The organism is Streptomyces sp. Ru72 (assembly GCF_002920635.1).
Taxonomy (GTDB): domain Bacteria; phylum Actinomycetota; class Actinomycetes; order Streptomycetales; family Streptomycetaceae; genus Streptomyces.
In genome coordinates, this window is sequence record NZ_PQSR01000247.1 from 1 (window position 1) to 759 (window position 759).

General features: G+C 55.1%; 2 protein-coding genes. One reads left to right on the plus strand and one right to left on the minus strand.

Annotated elements, in window-relative coordinates; translation table 11 throughout:
* Positions 1 to 97 precede the first annotated feature (97 nt).
* Positions 98 to 289, minus strand: coding sequence for a Rop family plasmid primer RNA-binding protein (locus tag C3488_RS39730; protein WP_000165985.1), 192 nt, complete (start codon positions 287 to 289; stop codon positions 98 to 100).
* 64 nt (positions 290 to 353) lie between these two features.
* Here C3488_RS39730 and C3488_RS42835 point away from each other — a divergent pair, with 64 nt between their 5' ends.
* A complete protein-coding gene (locus tag C3488_RS42835) occupies positions 354 to 689 on the plus strand; it encodes a hypothetical protein (protein WP_081450183.1) in 336 nt (111 codons plus the stop codon).
* Positions 690 to 759 lie beyond the last annotated feature (70 nt).

Sequence of the window (759 nt, forward strand, 5' to 3'; positions counted from 1 at the left end):
GACACCCGCCAACACCCGCTGACGCGCCCTGACGGGCTTGTCTGCTCCCGGCATCCGCTTACAGACAAGCTGTGACCGTCTCCGGGAGCTGCATGTGTCAGAGGTTTTCACCGTCATCACCGAAACGCGCGAGGCAGCTGCGGTAAAGCTCATCAGCGTGGTCGTGAAGCGATTCACAGATGTCTGCCTGTTCATCCGCGTCCAGCTCGTTGAGTTTCTCCAGAAGCGTTAATGTCTGGCTTCTGATAAAGCGGGCCATGTTAAGGGCGGTTTTTTCCTGTTTGGTCACTGATGCCTCCGTGTAAGGGGGATTTCTGTTCATGGGGGTAATGATACCGATGAAACGAGAGAGGATGCTCACGATACGGGTTACTGATGATGAACATGCCCGGTTACTGGAACGTTGTGAGGGTAAACAACTGGCGGTATGGATGCGGCGGGACCAGAGAAAAATCACTCAGGGTCAATGCCAGCGCTTCGTTAATACAGATGTAGGTGTTCCACAGGGTAGCCAGCAGCATCCTGCGATGCAGATCCGGAACATAATGGTGCAGGGCGCTGACTTCCGCGTTTCCAGACTTTACGAAACACGGAAACCGAAGACCATTCATGTTGTTGCTCAGGTCGCAGACGTTTTGCAGCAGCAGTCGCTTCACGTTCGCTCGCGTATCGGTGATTCATTCTGCTAACCAGTAAGGCAACCCCGCCAGCCTAGCCGGGTCCTCAACGACAGGAGCACGATCATGCGCACCCGTGGGG